The organism is Pseudomonas palleroniana, assembly GCF_003031675.1.
GTDB classification, from domain to species: Bacteria; Pseudomonadota; Gammaproteobacteria; order Pseudomonadales; family Pseudomonadaceae; genus Aquipseudomonas; species Aquipseudomonas palleroniana.
Genome location: NZ_PYWX01000018.1, coordinates 23,817 through 39,133 on the forward strand (window position 1 = coordinate 23,817; position 15,317 = coordinate 39,133).

Annotated in this window: 14 protein-coding genes; 6 read left to right on the plus strand and 8 right to left on the minus strand. The window is 60.2% G+C overall.

What is annotated here, in order from left to right:
• Positions 1–208 precede the first annotated feature (208 nt).
• Positions 209–1,522: a branched-chain amino acid transport system II carrier protein gene (brnQ, locus tag C9383_RS06290; protein WP_060754515.1), complete on the plus strand. Its 1,314-nt coding sequence runs from the start codon at positions 209–211 to the stop codon at positions 1,520–1,522.
• A gap of 165 nt (positions 1,523–1,687) precedes the next feature.
• The gene (locus C9383_RS06295) at positions 1,688–2,416 is read left to right on the plus strand and encodes a DUF599 domain-containing protein (RefSeq protein ID WP_060754514.1); all 729 of its coding nucleotides are present in this window, start codon (positions 1,688–1,690) and stop codon (positions 2,414–2,416) included.
• Positions 2,417–2,524: 108 nt separating this feature from the next.
• Here C9383_RS06295 and C9383_RS06300 read toward each other — a convergent pair whose 3' ends face one another.
• Entirely contained in the window at positions 2,525–2,800 is a 276-nt protein-coding gene (locus C9383_RS06300; protein WP_090365956.1) for a hypothetical protein, read from the minus strand.
• 158 nt (positions 2,801–2,958) lie between these two features.
• On the opposite strand from C9383_RS06300, the gene C9383_RS06305 reads away from it, so the two are divergent.
• The 4 genes from C9383_RS06305 to C9383_RS06320 all read left to right on the plus strand — a co-directional run bounded on the left by C9383_RS06305 (position 2,959) and on the right by C9383_RS06320 (position 6,674).
• Positions 2,959–3,435, plus strand: a complete 477-nt coding sequence (locus C9383_RS06305; protein ID WP_060754512.1) for a PaaI family thioesterase — start codon at positions 2,959–2,961, stop codon at positions 3,433–3,435.
• On the plus strand, positions 3,432–3,884 hold the full coding sequence (locus tag C9383_RS06310) for a PaaI family thioesterase (protein ID WP_090365954.1): 453 nt from the start codon (positions 3,432–3,434) through the stop codon (positions 3,882–3,884). Before C9383_RS06305 ends, C9383_RS06310 begins: the two co-directional genes overlap by 4 nt.
• A gap of 89 nt (positions 3,885–3,973) precedes the next feature.
• A complete protein-coding gene (gene htpG, locus C9383_RS06315; RefSeq protein WP_060754543.1) occupies positions 3,974–5,878 on the plus strand; it encodes a molecular chaperone HtpG in 1,905 nt (634 codons plus the stop codon).
• Positions 5,879–5,945: 67 nt separating this feature from the next.
• Positions 5,946–6,674 carry a dienelactone hydrolase family protein gene (locus tag C9383_RS06320; RefSeq protein WP_090365953.1) on the plus strand — a complete coding sequence of 243 codons (729 nt, stop codon included), beginning with the start codon at positions 5,946–5,948 and terminating at the stop codon, positions 6,672–6,674.
• Positions 6,675–6,735: 61 nt separating this feature from the next.
• Here C9383_RS06320 and C9383_RS06325 read toward each other — a convergent pair whose 3' ends face one another.
• The 7 genes from C9383_RS06325 to C9383_RS06355 all read right to left on the minus strand — a co-directional run bounded on the left by C9383_RS06325 (position 6,736) and on the right by C9383_RS06355 (position 15,229).
• Complete coding sequence (locus C9383_RS06325; RefSeq protein WP_090365952.1) at positions 6,736–7,602, minus strand: pirin family protein; 867 nt, start codon at positions 7,600–7,602, stop codon at positions 6,736–6,738.
• A gap of 64 nt (positions 7,603–7,666) precedes the next feature.
• Positions 7,667–8,083: an OsmC family protein gene (locus C9383_RS06330; RefSeq protein WP_090365950.1), complete on the minus strand. Its 417-nt coding sequence runs from the start codon at positions 8,081–8,083 to the stop codon at positions 7,667–7,669.
• A gap of 202 nt (positions 8,084–8,285) precedes the next feature.
• The gene (gene fabB / locus C9383_RS06335) at positions 8,286–9,506 is read right to left on the minus strand and encodes a beta-ketoacyl-ACP synthase I (protein ID WP_016979549.1); all 1,221 of its coding nucleotides are present in this window, start codon (positions 9,504–9,506) and stop codon (positions 8,286–8,288) included.
• Between the two features lie 11 nt (positions 9,507–9,517).
• Positions 9,518–10,033 carry a 3-hydroxyacyl-[acyl-carrier-protein] dehydratase FabA gene (gene fabA / locus C9383_RS06340; protein ID WP_003210552.1) on the minus strand — a complete coding sequence of 172 codons (516 nt, stop codon included), beginning with the start codon at positions 10,031–10,033 and terminating at the stop codon, positions 9,518–9,520.
• A gap of 249 nt (positions 10,034–10,282) precedes the next feature.
• Positions 10,283–12,184: an ATP-binding protein gene (locus tag C9383_RS06345; protein ID WP_090365949.1), complete on the minus strand. Its 1,902-nt coding sequence runs from the start codon at positions 12,182–12,184 to the stop codon at positions 10,283–10,285.
• Positions 12,181–13,107: an ABC transporter substrate-binding protein gene (locus C9383_RS06350; protein ID WP_090365948.1), complete on the minus strand. Its 927-nt coding sequence runs from the start codon at positions 13,105–13,107 to the stop codon at positions 12,181–12,183. Before C9383_RS06350 ends, C9383_RS06345 begins: the two co-directional genes overlap by 4 nt.
• 1 nt (position 13,108) lies before the next feature.
• The gene (locus tag C9383_RS06355; RefSeq protein WP_327194339.1) at positions 13,109–15,229 is read right to left on the minus strand and encodes a TonB-dependent receptor plug domain-containing protein; all 2,121 of its coding nucleotides are present in this window, start codon (positions 15,227–15,229) and stop codon (positions 13,109–13,111) included.
• Between the last annotated feature and the right edge of the window lie 88 nt (positions 15,230–15,317).

The following is a 15,317-nucleotide window of genomic DNA, read 5'->3' on the forward strand; positions in this document are numbered from 1 at the left end:
ACATTTGAATGTCGCTTATCGGACAGTACGCCCCGCAACAGTGCGTTTGTCAGGTTAATTCTGTACGCTAGCCGCCTCTTTATGCGCCCGCATCCCAAAAGGACGCTGCGCGCTAGACCGGTCGGCTCCCATAAGGGCCGGCAGCATTTCCCTCATCCATAGGGAAGCCCTCTCTAAATTCCGATTCAGCAGTGTGGTATTTCCTCAAATGAAAGTGTTGAAAAGCCAGGACATCCTGGCGCTGGGCTTTATGACCTTTGCCCTGTTCGTGGGCGCCGGCAACATCATCTTCCCGCCTATCGTCGGTCTGCAGTCCGGGCCGAGTGTCTGGATGGCGGCGCTGGGCTTCCTGGTTACCGCTGTGGGTCTGCCGGTGGTTACCGTCATCGCCCTGGCCAAGGTTGGCGGTGGTATGGACGCGTTGAGCAGCCCGATCGGCAAGATCGCCGGTGGCTTGCTTGCGGCGGCGGCGTATCTGGCGGTAGGGCCGCTGTTCGCTACCCCGCGTACCGCGACCGTTTCGTTCGAGGTGGGCCTGGCGCCGCTGACCGGCGAAAGCCCGCTGGCGTTGTTTCTCTACAGCTCGGTGTATTTCCTGGTGGTGTTCTTCGTTTCCCTGTACCCAGGTCGACTGCTGGACACCGTGGGGCGTTTCCTGGCCCCGCTGAAGATCATCGCGCTGGCCATCCTTGGCATCGCCGCGTTTGCCTTGCCGGCAGGGGATGTGGGCGTCGCTACCCCGGAATACGTCGCCGCTCCGTTCTCCCAAGGCTTTATCAATGGTTACCTGACCATGGATACCCTGGGTGCGCTGGTGTTCGGGATTGTCATCGTCAATGCCATCCGCTCCCGTGGCGTGGAGTCGCCGCAGTTGATCACCCGTTACGCGATCATTGCCGGGCTGATTGCCGGCGTGGGCCTGGCGCTGGTGTACATCAGCCTGTTCCGCCTGGGTTCGGGCAGCCATGCCATCGCCGCCGGTGCGAGCAACGGTGCGGCGGTCCTGCACGCTTACGTGCAATACACCTTCGGCTCCCTGGGCAGTGGCTTCCTTGCCGTGCTGATTTCCCTGGCGTGCCTGGTCACGGCCGTGGGCCTGACCTGTGCCTGCGCCGAGTACTTCAGCAAAGTCCTGCCGTTGTCCTACAAGACGCTGGTCGTGATCCTGGCGCTGTTCTCGCTGTTCGTATCGAACCTGGGCCTGACCAAGCTGATTGCATTCTCGATCCCCGTACTCACCGCGATCTACCCGCCGTGTATCGTGCTGGTGGCATTGAGCTTCTGTAAAGGCTTCTGGCAGGAGCAGGGGCGTATTGTCGGGCCGGTGATGCTGGTGTCCTTCATCTTTGGCTGCATCGATGCGCTTAAAGGCGCAGGCCTGGCGGATTGGCTGCCTGCCCAGCTGGCACACCTGCCGCTGAGTGAGCAAGGCCTGGCCTGGCTGGTGCCGTCGGTGATGATCCTCGCCGTGGCTGTGGTGATTGACCGTATGCTCGGCAAGCGCAGCGAAGCCATCGCCTGATCCACGGGTTTCGTGCTGCACTGAAATGCCCCGTATCAATCGATACGGGGCATTTTTTATACTTGTGAGGCAGCACCTTCTAAAGTTGAAACTCGGTCAGTCTTGGGCGGCTTGCGTCCACCCAGTGTCCGGGCTCATCACTTTTTCTTGTGTAATAGGACCCGCATGTCGTTCGTCGAAAACAATCAGATTCACTTGCTGGCTGCCCTCTGGTTCATCCTGTGCTGGGGCGGCTACACCCGATACGCCACTTGGAAAGCCCGCGACACTGCGTGTCTGGCCAGCGTGCTGCATCTGTATCGTGAAGACTGGATGCGCCGCATGCTGCTGCGGGACAACCGTATTGCCGATGCCAGCGTGATCGGCAACCTGGAGCGCAACGCTTCGTTCTTTGCCTCCAGTACCCTGATCATTCTCGCCGGGATTCTCACCGTGCTGGGCGCCTCGGAGCGTGCGGTGTCGCTGCTGGCGGACATTCCCATGGTGCAGCAGGCCTCCCAGGGCATGTCGGAAATCAAGCTGTTGTGCCTGGCGCTGGTGTTTGTCTACGCGTTCTTCACCTTCAGCTGGTGCATGCGTCAATACAACTTTGCGGCGGTATTGGTCGGGTCGGCGCCGATGATCGGTGAGCGCGATGTGTCGGAGCAGGAGCGCAAGGCATTTGCTTTGCGAGCGGCAAGGGTTATTTCCATGGCCGCCAACCAGTTCAACTTCGGCCTGCGCTCTTATTACTTCGGCATGACCATGCTCGCCTGGTTTGTCAGCCCCTGGTTGTTCATGTTGATGAGCAGCGGGGTTGTGCTGGTGTTGTACCGCCGGGAATTTCACTCAGACGTATTGCAGGTGATGGTTTATACGCCGACGCCTGAAGTGCCTAAAGAGGCGGTGTCTTAGTCGGTCACCGCGACGCCCACTTCGTGTCGGCAGAAAAAACAGCAGACAAAGTAAAGCCCGCTATAAGCGGGCCTTCTTTTTGCAGCGCTGCTAATTCAAACCCGGCGATTACTGCTTGGCAGGTTCTGCAGGGGTGGCAGGTGCAGCAGGTGCAGCAGGTGCGGCTTCTTTTGCAGCGGCGGCGTTCGATTCAGCCTGAGCTTTGGCGGCTTCGGCGTTTTCTTTCGCGGCGTCGTTCACTTTATCCTGTGCTTTAGCCATGTCTTTCTGAGCTTGCTCAGAATGGGCTGCAGCATCTTGGGCTTTGTCTTCGGATTTCTTGTCGCAGGCAGCGAGGCCGAGGGCAGCAGCCAACATCATGGAAATAGCTAAAGTCTTGCGCATGGGGTGTTTCTCCTTATTGAAGATATCTACTGGCCTTTCGAGCCTAAGGGGCCACCATTAGTTCCTTTTATCCTACAGATATATAAAGCTTTTCCTGCAAGGAACTTTCACCGCAGAGCTTCATCCGCCGTTTCCACACTAATAAGAGTCTGAAACCAATGACCGAAAACCCTTTGTTGGCACGCGCTACCCGCTTTATTTCAGCGCTGCGCCATTGCCAAGTGCTCGGTGTAAGCGTGCATGCCGCCAGTGAGGAGGGCATGACCCTGATATTGCCCTACGGCTCACATATCGTCGGCGATCCGCGCACGGGCGTGATACACGGCGGCGCGCTCACATCCCTGATGGACACCGCCTGCGGCATGGCCACGCTGTGCGTATTGCCCGAATTCGAGGTGTGCCCGACGCTGGATCTGCGCGTTGACTACATGCATCCCGCCGAACCGCATAAACCGGTGTATGGCTTTGCCCAATGCTACCGGGTGACGACCGACGTGATTTTTACCCGTGGCTTCGCGTATCAGGATGACCCGCAGCAGCCGATCGCCCATGTGGTCGGCACCTTCATGCGCATGGGCAAACGCCTCAAGGGCACGCAAGGGCTGGGCAGCGCGATCAAGGGAGAGCAGGCATGACACACCGATTCAAGACGCGTATCGAACAGGCCCATGCGCGAGGTGATTACACGGCGTTGCTCGACCTGATCCCCTATGCCAAGTTGATCGGCATCGAATGCACGCGGTTGGGCGACGAGTTGCTGTTTCGCCTGCCGGCCAGCCAGGACAACATTGGTAACCCGATATTGCCGGCGCTGCACGGCGGGGTGATTGCCGGCTTCATGGAGCTGTCGGCGGCCTTGCATCTGTTGGTGTTCACGGGCGCGCCCGGTGTGCCGAAGATCATCGACTTTTCCCTGGATTACCTGCGCGCCGGCCAGTTTCGCGACACTTACGCCAAATGCCAGGTATGGCGCCAGGGCCGGCGGGTGGCGAATGTGGCGGTCACGGCCTGGCAAAGCACAGCGGCGGAGCCGATTGCCACCGCTCGGGCACATTTCAAGATCGAGGAGGTGGAGCGCTCTTGAAATCCTGGTCTTAGCCCCCAACTTTGATGACAACCCGCCGCCAACCCTCAAGGGCGCGGCCACTGCCATCCAATTGGAGTTTGATGACCATGAGTGTGGAAACTCAAAAGGAAACCCTGGGCTTCCAGACCGAGGTGAAGCAACTGCTGCACCTCATGATCCATTCGCTGTATTCCAACAAGGAAATCTTCCTTCGCGAATTGATCTCGAACGCCTCTGACGCTGTCGACAAATTACGTTTCGAAGCCCTGTCCAAGCCTGAATTGATGGAAGGTGGCGCCGAACTGAAAATCCGTGTGAGCTTCGACAAGGACGCCAAGACCGTCACCCTCGAAGACAACGGTATCGGCATGAGCCGTGACGATGCGATCACCCACCTGGGTACCATCGCCAAATCCGGTACTGCCGACTTCATGAAGAACCTGTCGGGCGACCAGAAGAAGGATTCGCACCTGATCGGTCAGTTCGGCGTGGGCTTCTACTCGGCTTTCATCGTCGCCGACAAGGTTGAAGTGTTCAGCCGTCGCGCCGGTCTCGATGCGAGCGAAGGCGTGCACTGGGCTTCCAAAGGCGAAGGCGAGTTTGAAATCGCCACTATCGATAAAGCGGATCGCGGCACCCGCATTGTCTTGCACCTCAAGTCGGGTGAAGACGAGTTCGCTGACGGCTACCGTCTGCGCAACATCATCAAGAAGTACTCCGACCACATCGCTCTGCCGATCGAGTTGCCGAAAGAACAAGCGGCTGTCGAAGGTGAAGAGAAGCCTGCCCAGGAATGGGAAGTGGTCAACCGTGCCAGCGCCCTGTGGACTCGTCCTCGCACCGAAGTGAAGGACGAGGAATATCAGGAGTTCTACAAGCACATCGCCCACGATTACGAGAACCCGCTGAGCTGGAGCCACAACAAGGTCGAAGGCAAGCTGGAATACAGCTCGTTGCTCTACGTGCCGGCCCGGGCTCCGTTCGACCTGTACCAGCGTGAAGCGCCTAAAGGCCTCAAGCTCTACGTGCAGCGCGTGTTCGTCATGGATCAGGCGGAGTCCTTCCTGCCGCTGTACCTGCGCTTCATCAAAGGCGTGGTCGATTCCAACGACCTGTCACTGAACGTGTCGCGGGAAATCCTGCAGAAAGACCCGATCATCGACTCCATGAAGTCGGCGCTGACCAAGCGTGTCCTCGACATGCTGGAAAAACTGGCGAAGAACGAGCCTGAGCAATACAAAGGTTTCTGGAAAAATTTCGGCCAGGTCATGAAAGAAGGCCCGGCTGAAGATTTCGCCAACAAGGAAAAAATCGCCGGTCTGCTGCGCTTTGCCTCCACCCAGGGTGAAGACGGCGAGCAGGTGGTGTCCCTGGCCGAGTACCTGGCACGCGCCAAGGAAGGCCAGGACAAGATCTACTACCTGACCGGCGAAACCTACGCCCAGGTCAAGAACAGCCCGCACCTGGAAGTCTTCCGCAAGAAAGGCATCGAAGTGTTGCTGCTGACCGACCGTATCGATGAGTGGCTGATGAGCTACCTCAGCGAGTTCGACGGCAAGACCTTCGTCGACGTCGCTCGTGGTGACCTGGACCTGGGTAACCTGGACTCCGAAGAAGAGAAGAAAGAGGCCGAGGAAGTCGCCAAGGCCAAGGAAGGGCTGGTTGAGCGGATCAAGGCTGCCCTGGGCGATACCGTCAGCGAAGTACGGGTTTCCCATCGTCTGACCGACTCCCCGGCGATTCTGGCCATCGGCGAGCAGGACCTGGGCCTGCAGATGCGTCAGATCCTCGAGGCCAGCGGCCAGAAGGTTCCGGATTCCAAGCCGATCTTCGAATTCAACCCGGCTCACCCGCTGATCGAGAAACTCGACGGCGAGCAGAGCGAAGAGCGCTTTGGCGACTTGTCGCACATCCTCTTCGATCAGGCGGCCCTGGCGGCTGGCGACAGCTTGAAAGACCCGGCGGCCTATGTCCGTCGACTGAACAAGCTGCTGGTTGAACTGTCGGTTTAACACCGTGGTAGAAAAACCCGCTTCGGCGGGTTTTTTCGTTCTACTGCACCTCAAACTGGAGTAAATGATGAGCCAAGTCACTGTGCGTTCCGTGGTCTATCAGATTGATGGCCAGTCTTATGAAAGCCGCCTGGCATTCGATGCCAGCCATAAGGGGCCGTTGCCGGGCCTGCTGATGGCGCCGAACTGGATGGGGGTGAGTGCGGGTGCCGAAGAAATCGCCAAGCGTGTGGCCGGCCAGGGCTACGTGGTGCTGGTTGCCGACCTGTATGGCCAAGGCGTGCGCCCCTCGAACGGCGATGAGGCCGGCGCGGCGATGATGCCTTTGAAAAATGATCGCCCGCTGCTGAACAAGCGCATGCAGGCGGCCCTTGAGCAACTGAAAGGGCAGACCGAAGCCGCGGTGGATACGTCGAAACTGGCGACTTTCGGCTTCTGCTTCGGTGGTTGCTGCTCCCTGGAGCTGGCCCGCACGGGTGCGCCTTTGAAGGCGGCCGTGTCGTTCCACGGCACCCTCGATACGCCGAACCCAGCGGATGCGAAGAACATCAAGGGCTCGGTATTGGTGTTGCACGGTGCATCTGACCCATTGGTGCCGAAAGAGCAGCTACTCGCGTTCGAAGATGAAATGAACGCGGCCGGCGTGGATTGGCAGCTGTTGAGCTACGGCGGCGCGGTGCATTCTTTCACCGACCCTCACGCCAATGTACCGGGCAAGATGATGTACGACGTGAAGACCGCTGCCCGGGCTTTCCAGTCGATGCATAACTTGCTGGACGAAGTGTTCCAGCGGTAAAGCTGCTGGGTTGTTCCGACCTCGTCGGGGGTAAATCGAGCCATCGCACCGCCCCCGATGCCTACCTTACAGGCAATTCAATTCTCTCCGACTCCCCTGGCACCGTCGGCCAATCCCCGGCCGCCCAGCGCTGTCGAGCCTGTTCGATCCTCAAAGGATCACTCGCCACAAAATTCCAATTGATCCGTCGCGGTCCATCCAGCGGCGCGCCGCCAAACACCACCAAATGGCAATCGGTTTCGGCAGACAATGTCATCTGCTGACCGCTCGGCAACACCACCAGGCTGTGCACTTCCAGCGGTTCGTCGTCGAGCTTCGCATCGCCTTCCAGCACATACACCGCCCGTTCTTCGTGTTCATCCGGGACCAGCAGGGTGGTGGCCGTCTGCATCCGTACTTCGGCATACAGGGTTGGCGACAAGACAGGAACCGGCGAGTCGAGACAGAAACCGCTGCCGGCGATCAGGCGGATCTGGACGCCGAGGTTATCGCTCAACGGCAGGCTCGCGGCCGGGTGATGGCTGTAATGCCCTGGCCCGGTCTCGTGGTCCTTGGGCGAGGCCAGCCACACTTGCAGGCCATGCAGGCTGAACCCGCTGGCCTTGATTGCCTCGGGCGTACGCTCGACGTGGGCGATTGCGCTGCCGGCGGTCATCCAGCTGACATCGCCGGCCTGTACCACTTGATCCGAGCCCAGGCTGTCCTTGTGCTGCAAGGTGCCTTCAAACAGGTAGGTGAGGGTCGACAGCCCGATATGCGGGTGTTGGCGGATATTCATGCCGCTGCCCGGCGCATAGCGTGTGAGCAGCATATGGTCGAAAAATACAAAAGGCCCGACGCTGCGGCATTCGCGCGATGGCAGTGGACGCAGGATGGGTTGGCCTTCGACATCTTCGGGGCGAGGGTGGATCACGGTGAGGCGGGTCATGGTGCATCCCAGTCTGAGCGGGTTGGATGATGCTGAGCATAACCCGCTCGACGGGAAGTTGGTGCTATTGGCTGAAGGCGCCTTCCGATAGGCGGGTGTCAATGCTGATCTCGGCGGTGGTCATCAGCTTGTGTACCGGGCAACGATCGGCCACTCGGTGCAGCTCCTCGCGTTGCGCGTCGGTGAGTACGCCCTTGAGCGTGAGTTTGACGTTGAGCTGGTATTTGCCCTTTTGCTCTTCACTGGCGTCGTGGGTGACTTCCACGGTGACGCCGGTGAGCGGGATGCCTTTTTTCTGCGCGTAAAGCTTGAGGGTCAGGGCTTTGCACGAGGCCAGGGCTGCGTCGAAATAATCATGGGGTGAGGGCGCCGAATCGTCGCCGCCCAGGCTTTTGGGCAAGTCGGTAAATAGCTCGTGGTTGTCGATGTTGAGGCTATGACGGAAGTTGTCGGTGTTCAGTGTGTTTACGATAACGGGCATGGCAAACCTCACAGGGTCGCAGGATGAAGGGCATGCAGTTATAGAACATCCTGGCACTTGAGTGTTCCAGGTTTTTTCGTGGCGGCTGGGTTTTGGTGTGCTGGCGCTGTCATCCGTGTTGGATGCCGAGTCACCCAGCGCCCGTAGCGCATAAAAAAGCCCCGAACCAGTCGGGGCTTTTCAGGTGATCAACCTGCGGGGCTTACTGGCCCTGCCAGCGTTTCAGTACCAGGGTGGCGTTGGTGCCACCGAAGCCGAAGCTGTTGCTCATCACGGTGTCGATCTTGGCGTTTTCAACGGTCTTGGTCAGGATCGGCATATCGGCGACGACCGGGTCGATCTCGTCGATGTTGGCCGAACCGGCCATGAAGTTGCCTTCCATCATCAGCAGGCAGTAGATCGCCTCGTGAACGCCGGCGGCGCCCAGGGAGTGACCTGACAGACTCTTGGTGGAGCTGATGGCCGGAGCCTTGTCGCCGAATACCGCACGTACGCCTTCCATTTCCTTGGCGTCGCCGACCGGAGTCGAAGTGCCGTGGGTGTTCAGGTAGTCGATTGGGGTATCAACGGTGGACATGGCCATCTGCATGCAACGGATGGCGCCTTCACCGCTTGGGGCAACCATGTCGTAGCCGTCGGAAGTGGCGCCGTAACCGACGATTTCCGCGTAGATCTTCGCACCACGGGCCAGAGCGTGTTCCAGCTCCTCGACCACCACCATGCCGCCACCGCCGGCGATGACGAAACCGTCACGCTTGGCGTCATAGGCGCGGGAGGCTTTTTCCGGGGTTTCGTTGTACTGGGTGGACAGTGCGCCCATGGCGTCGAACAGGAATGACTGGCTCCAATGTTCTTCTTCACCGCCGCCGGCGAACACGATGTCCTGTTTGCCCAGCTGGATCTGCTCAACGGCAGTACCGATGCAATGAGCACTGGTGGCACAGGCGGAGGAGATCGAATAGTTCACGCCCTTGATCTGGAACGGCGTGGCCAGGCAGGCGGAAACGGTGCTGCCCATGGTCCGCGTGACACGGTAAGGGCCAACACGCTTGACGCCTTTTTCGCGCAGGATATCCAGCGCTTCCATCTGGTTCAGGGTCGATGCGCCGCCGGAGCCGGCGATCAGGCCGGTACGTACGTTGGACACCTGGTCTTCGCTCAGGCCGGAGTCGGCGATCGCGTCTTTCATGGCCAGGTAGGCGTAGGCGGCAGCGTGGCCGACGAAGCGATAGATCTTGCGATCGATCAGTTCTTCGAGGGGCAGGTCGATGGAGCCGGAAACCTGGCTACGCAGACCCATTTCGGCATACTCCGGGTTGAAGCGGATGCCAGGGCGACTTGCACGCAGGTTAGCGGTGACGGTCTCTTTGTCATTGCCCAGGCAAGAAACAATGCCCAGACCAGTGATAACGACGCGGCGCATGCGGATAACCCTTAAAAGTTGTCAGTGGAAGTGAATACGCCGACCCGAAGGCCTTCGGCAGTATAGATCTCGCGACCGTCGACAGTCACCGAACCGTCGGCGATGGCCAGGTTCAGCTTGCCCTTGAGGACGCGCTTGATTTGAATGTTGTAGGTGACTTTCTTGGCGGTCGGCAGGACCTGGCCAAAGAATTTCACTTCGCCCGAACCCAGGGCGCGACCGCGACCTGGCAGGCCTTGCCAGCCAAGGTAAAAACCGACCAGTTGCCACATGGCGTCGAGGCCCAGGCAGCCTGGCATGACCGGGTCACCTTCGAAGTGGCAGGCGAAGAACCAGAGGTCCGGGGTGATATCCAGCTCGGCGACCAATTCACCTTTGCCGTACTTGCCGCCTTCTTCGCTGATATGGGTGATGCGATCCACCATCAGCATGTTCGGGGCGGGCAGTTGCGCGTTACCTGGGCCGAACAGCTCACCGCGACTGCAGCGCAGCAGATCTTCCCGGGTAAAGGCGTTTTGTTTGGTCATGCGAGCTCCTCAATAATCCCATGCGGCAGGGTAGGGTCAATCTTCCCGAACCGAATGAAGCGTTCATGCCTCATAGCGGCAGCCTACACATAGACTATTGCGTTGTAGTGAAAGTCACAGCGTCAAGGCACTCAATGTACACTTGTTCACTGAAATTTTAAACCGGGCCTGTTTATCAGCCCGTTTGGGTGCCTAAGACTGCCGCACTTTCGTGTTTCACGCCAGTCGCAGTTGGCTGATGGCGCGGCGCTATTGCACCCAGCGTTGCAGGATTTGCTGCAAATCCGTGCGTTTGAATGGCTTGGCCAGGTAATCGTTCATTCCAGCTGCCAGGCAGGCTTCGCGGTCACCCTGCAAGGCATTGGCCGTCAGGGCGATGATCGGCAAGTCGGCGCAGCCGGGCAACTGGCGGATTTGTCGGGTCGCTTCGTAACCGTCGATCAGTGGCAGGCGGCAGTCCATCAGGATGGCGGTGAAAATCAGGCTCTCGGCACTGCGGATCGCCTCGGCGCCGTCGGTGGCCAGGCTCACTTCAAAACCCAGGCTGCGCAGCATGGCTTCGACCACGGTACGATTGACCGGGTTGTCTTCCACCAGCAGTACGTGTCGTCCATCACCGGCGCTGGCTTTGCCGTCGGCGTCGGGGGCTAGCGCCGGCAGGCTTTTCTGATCGATGGCCAATGGAATTTCCAGGGTAAACACCGAGCCTCGGCCTTCCTCGCTTTGGGCGCGCAAGGTGCCCCCCATGCGTTCGGCCAGCGTGCGGGCGATGGGCAGCCCAAGGCCGGTGCCGCCGTAACGTCTTGAAATGGAACTGTCGGCTTGCTGGAATGCGTTGAACATCATTTCCAGGCGTTCGGGGGAGATCCCGATACCGCTGTCGCGCACGGTGCAGGTGAACCACACCAGTTCATGATCAAGGGTTTGCCAATGCGGCTCGACGGTCACGGTGCCGTGTTCGGTGAATTTCAGCGCGTTGCCGATCAGGTTCACCAGAATTTGCCGGATACGCGTCGGGTCACCCCGCACCTGCAGTGAGTCCATGCCCAGGGGAATGGGCAGTTCCAGGGCCAGGCCGCGTTGCTGGGCGCTGTGCTGGAAAGCTTGGGCGCAGCTGCTGATCAAGTCCGCCAGGTTGAACGAGATATGTTCCAGCTCCAGCGCGGCGCGTTCGATGCGCGAGAAGTCGAGGATGTCGTTGATGACCTTGAGCAGATGTTCGGTGGACTCGGAGGCCAGCGCCGCATACTCGGTCTGCTCCTCGGTCATTTCGGTGGTTTCCAGCAGTTGCAGCATGCCCAGCACACCGTTCATGGGGGTGCGCAATTCGTGGCTCATCATCGCCAGGAAGTCCGACTTGGCGTTGTTCGCGCGTTCGGCCTCTTCGCGGGTCTGGATCAACTGCGCCATCGCTTGTTCTTGTTCGCGGCTGGCCTGGTTGAGGCCTTCGGCGAGGTTGTTGATATGGCGTGACAGGTCGCCCAGCTCGGAATCATCGACAATCGGCAGGGGCGTCTTGTAGTCGCCTTGCTGGATGGCTTTGACCGCGTGGCCCATCGCGCTGATCGGCTGCGACAGGCTGGCGGCCAGGCGGCGCGCGAGCAGGAAGGTAAACAGCAGGGCGAAGAGGGCGAGGATGCCGGCCTTGAACAGGATCTCCTGCTGGCGCTGGCTGAAGGCATCGTTGGACATGCCGACGATCACCCGGCCAAGGTAATCCGCCCGTGGCGCCTTGGGTTCGTTGAGGTTGTCCTGGAAAAAGTCCGTGCCCAGCTGGATATGCTGCAGGCGGATCGGCGCCTGGAACACCTTCACCGACAGTGAGCGGTCGTGTTTTTCGGTCGGTTGCTCAACGTACACCAGAATGTTTTCGGCGCTGTCCTGGATTTCCAGGAAGCGCACGTGGGGCGTGGCCAAGGTGGCGCGCAGCAGGCTCTCGAGCACGTCATTGTTGCCGGAAATCACCCCGTACTCGGTCGCCGGTGCGAGCTGGTTGGCGATCAGCTGGCCGGTATGGTCCAGTTCCTGGCGCAGGTCCTGGATACGCACGAAGGTAAAGAAACTGATCAACAGCAAGGTCAGCAACAAGGCCGGGCCCAGGGTGATGAGCTGGGTGCGGGTGTTGATATCCCAACGACGACGCAAGGTCATGGGCGTTTTTCTCCTTCGGCCAATCGGGCGGCGACGTCGGATTCGTCAACCTGTTCGATGCCCAGTGAGCGCGCGACTTGCGGGTTGCCCACGACTTTGAAGTGTTCCGGGTACAACGAGCGTGGCCAGTTGGCCGGTGAATGGTCCAGCAGCCGGTCGAGCACATCGAGCCAGTCGGTCTGGTCGCTGTAGGTGCTGGCCAGGCTGCCGGCCTTGACGAAGCCGGCGTTGGGCCCCACCAGCGGCAATTGTTGGGCGTAGCTGCTGAGCAACAGGTTCTTCACGGTTTTCGGGTTGTACAGTTGCGGGTCGTCGAGCCCCAGCAGGACATCGCTGTTCTTGAACAGGTTTTGCAGTGGCCGGCTGTCATTGATGTTGTCCCAGCGCTGCGGCACGATTTCCAGGCCTATGGGCGCTGCGTATCGGGTCAATTCGGGTAGCAGGAACTCACTGTCGGTGCCGTAGAGCACGCCGATGCGGCGGGCCTGAGGCAAAATCTGCGCGATCAGGTGCAACTGGCGCTCCAAGGGTGGGTCGCTCCACAACAGGCTGATTTTGGCCGGGTGCGTGGTGCCCAGGCGCTGCCGGGCTTGCAGGCGGCTGATACGCAGCACCAGGGTGGGTGGGCCCTGGGAGTCCTGCAGGCGCCAGTCGAGGCCGGGCAGGTCGAGCAGGATCAGGCGAGTGGCGGCGGGCAACTGGTTCGGTGTCGGCATGTTTTTGAGCGGGGTGAAGGTCACGTGGTCTTCGGGGCGTTGCCGGGCCAGGGCCTGGGCGAACGCTTGCACGCCGGCACCGTCTTCGGCGGCGGTGAGCAGGATGTCGGCGCTCCTGGCCTGCGTCGTCAACAGCAGGCACACCAGCAGCAGGCCGCGCCGCCACAGCCTTGAGAAGAAGGCGGTCATCCGTGACTGATCGGCCATGTCAGAATTCCAGCTCCGCGCTGAAGTAGAGGACATGACGACTGTCGTAGTTGTTATCGGCCCAGGTGGTGGGCTGGTTATCCAGGCGTTGTTGCAGCATGCCGGCCAGCTCCACGTTGGCTTTGCCCAGGGCAATGCGCTTGGCCACCCGCAGGTCGACCCGTTCGAAGCGATATTGGTTGAGTGCGTCGTCGCCATAGTAGAACAGCGCACTGGACCAGCCGTGGCCCCATTCACGCAGCCAGCCGGCCGAGCCGCTGTTACGTGCGGTTTGTGCCTTGTCCAACGGGTTGCTGGCGCTGGCATCGACATAAGCATAGGTGAGCCGCAGGCGGTCGGCGTTGCTCATGCGCCAATCGAACTGTGACTCGGCACCGGTGAACCGTGAGCTGTTGGCGTTGCTGGCAATGTATTGGTTGTTGCGCAGCGGTGAGCTGATCATGTCAGTGATTTCGTCGTAGAACAGTTTCACGTCGACATTCAGCCCGAGGTCGGCAAAGAAGCCGTTGTAGCCCAGCTCTCGCGAGCGCATCAACTCTTTATCGAGGTTGCCAGGGCCGCGCGTCACCACAAAATATTGCCCCGAATTCTGCCCGTAGGCCGGGGAGCTGAGGTTGGTGACGCGGTAGCTCCAGTTGACGTTGTTCTCGAACATGTCCGGTGAGCGGATCGCTTCGGAATACACCGCTCGCAAGCCATGGCGCGGGTTGATCAGGTAGTTGACTGCTATTCGTGGCGTCAGCGAGTTGCCGCTCAAGTGGGTGTCTTCGTACATCGCCCCACCCTGCACCAGCCAGTGTTCGCTGGCGCGCCACTCCAGATGGCCGAACAGGCGCCAGGTGGTGTCGTCCAGGGTGCCATTGAAATAGGTGTCGGAGTCGGCGCGGTCGTAGCGGTAGTTCATACCGCTGACCAGGCGCAGGCTATCGGACAGGCTGAGGGTGTCCTGGATCTCCAGGTCGTAACGGCTTTCTCGAGTACTTTGATCGATATCGCCGCAGACCGGGTCTTTGCCGCCGCTACCCCATTGCTGCAAGACCTGCTTGGCCAGGGCCTGTTCGGCGTCGCTGCCGGGCGGCAGGTTTTCCGGGGTGTAGGCGTTCATGTGCCGGGCCAGCAACTCGGCATAGTTGGGGTTGATTTGCCAGAGGCGGGTCAGCTCCGGGCTGAATGAGACCTTGGCATCACAGGCTTTCCAGACCTGCTGGCGGTCCCATTGCTGGGCCGAGCCTTGAACATACAAGCTGTGCTCGGGGTTGATATCGATGTTCCAGCGCAGAGAGGTGGCATAGTCCTTGGCGGTAACGTCGGAGTTCGTACCGCCTTCGGTAATCCCGGCAAATACCGGGCTGTAGGTATAAGGACGCTGGTTGGACCCTTCCTTGGCGTTCAATTGCCAGTCGATGCTCTGCTGCGCGTTCAGGCTCTGGCTCACGGCCAGGCTGAAGCGACTGAGGCGCCGGCCGTCACGGCGATCGGCGCCGGCGGCATCGCTGTCAAACCCATCATCCTGTTGCCCGGACAGCGACAGGCGCAGGTCGCCGGTCTCCCATCCCGCGCCCTGGCTGGCGTAGAAATCGTTGATCCCGCGTGCGCCACGGATGACTTTGACCCGTGAACCATGGCTGTTGGCCGGTGACCGCGTGAGGATGTTGACCACCGCCATCAGTGCATTGGCGCCATAGCTGACGGTGTTGGGGCCGCGGAACACCTCGATGCGCTCGATGTCTTCCATGGCCACCGGAATATCGCTCCAGTCCACGGTGGCCAGGCCGGCGCGGTACACCGAGCGCCCGTCGATCAACACCTGCATGCGCCGTGCATCGCTGGCACTGGTGCCGTGATAGTTCACCGCCGCCTGGTTGCCGGTGGTGTAGCCGACCATCATCCCGGGCACCAGGCGCAGCAATTCGGCGATGTCCCGTGCGCCGCTGGCCTTGATCAACTCGCTGTCGATCACCGTCATGCTGCCGGGTACGGCGGCAGCGGATTGCTTGAGGCGTGTGGCGGTCAATACCTGCGGCAGCGGCTGGCCGTCCAGGAACAGATCGTCGGCCAGCGCGGGGGCGCTGCACAACAGCATCAACAACAGCGATGAGCGAGGAGGAGGGCCCAGATACACGGCGCGGCCTTGATAATGACGAATAGCCGCCCATGTTAACTGAGGTGGGGCCATTTGCCAGTCGTCGAACTTGCAATTACTTCACGTA

Coding starts and splice junctions, on each gene's coding strand:
- brnQ (WP_060754515.1), top strand. CDS start 209: ATGAAAGTGTTGAAAAGCCAGGACATCCTGGCGCTGGGCTTTATGACC.
- C9383_RS06295 (WP_060754514.1), top strand. CDS start 1,688: ATGTCGTTCGTCGAAAACAATCAGATTCACTTGCTGGCTGCCCTCTGG.
- C9383_RS06330 (WP_090365950.1), bottom strand. CDS start 8,083: ATGCCCGTTATCGTAAACACACTGAACACCGACAACTTCCGTCATAGC.
- C9383_RS06325 (WP_090365952.1), bottom strand. CDS start 7,602: ATGACCCGCCTCACCGTGATCCACCCTCGCCCCGAAGATGTCGAAGGC.
- fabB (WP_016979549.1), bottom strand. CDS start 9,506: ATGCGCCGCGTCGTTATCACTGGTCTGGGCATTGTTTCTTGCCTGGGC.
- C9383_RS06320 (WP_090365953.1), top strand. CDS start 5,946: ATGAGCCAAGTCACTGTGCGTTCCGTGGTCTATCAGATTGATGGCCAG.
- C9383_RS06300 (WP_090365956.1), bottom strand. CDS start 2,800: ATGCGCAAGACTTTAGCTATTTCCATGATGTTGGCTGCTGCCCTCGGC.
- C9383_RS06310 (WP_090365954.1), top strand. CDS start 3,432: ATGACACACCGATTCAAGACGCGTATCGAACAGGCCCATGCGCGAGGT.
- C9383_RS06345 (WP_090365949.1), bottom strand. CDS start 12,184: ATGACCTTGCGTCGTCGTTGGGATATCAACACCCGCACCCAGCTCATC.
- C9383_RS06305 (WP_060754512.1), top strand. CDS start 2,959: ATGACCGAAAACCCTTTGTTGGCACGCGCTACCCGCTTTATTTCAGCG.
- htpG (WP_060754543.1), top strand. CDS start 3,974: ATGAGTGTGGAAACTCAAAAGGAAACCCTGGGCTTCCAGACCGAGGTG.
- fabA (WP_003210552.1), bottom strand. CDS start 10,033: ATGACCAAACAAAACGCCTTTACCCGGGAAGATCTGCTGCGCTGCAGT.
- C9383_RS06350 (WP_090365948.1), bottom strand. CDS start 13,107: ATGGCCGATCAGTCACGGATGACCGCCTTCTTCTCAAGGCTGTGGCGG.